Below are 390 nucleotides of genomic sequence, written 5' to 3' on the forward strand. Positions count from 1 at the left end.
GTAGCTCTAAATTATCGTAACTATATTCAAAAAATGCTCCAACTGAGTTTTCGGTTCTTTCATAATCTATAGTATTTACCAATTCGTCATAGTGATCATACGTATAGCTTAGCCCTGTTTTTATTTTATTTCTGGAATCGCTAATTATAGAGTTGTACATGGCATTTGCATATAGACTATTATGCTGAATATTATAAATATTTAACCCAAAATAAGAATCTTGTTTATGGCTACTAAATGCTGTTTGCACTCCTAAACTTTGCCATGGTACCTCTGGATTTACATAACCAAATTTAGCCGAAACCTCGTAACGCTTAGTTTTAATTTCACTACCCCAAGCGTTAGTAGTTAATTTATCTGTTTCTGGATTAAAATCTAACTGACCCGATT

Annotated in this window: 1 pseudogene; it reads right to left on the reverse strand. The window is 32.3% G+C overall.

The features are described 5' to 3' along the window. Nucleotides 1–390 (reverse strand): annotated as a pseudogene (locus J8281_RS19185) (TonB-dependent receptor); the annotation flags it as partial.

This window comes from Aquimarina sp. U1-2, from assembly GCF_017897595.1.
Taxonomy (GTDB): Bacteria; Bacteroidota; Bacteroidia; order Flavobacteriales; family Flavobacteriaceae; genus Aquimarina.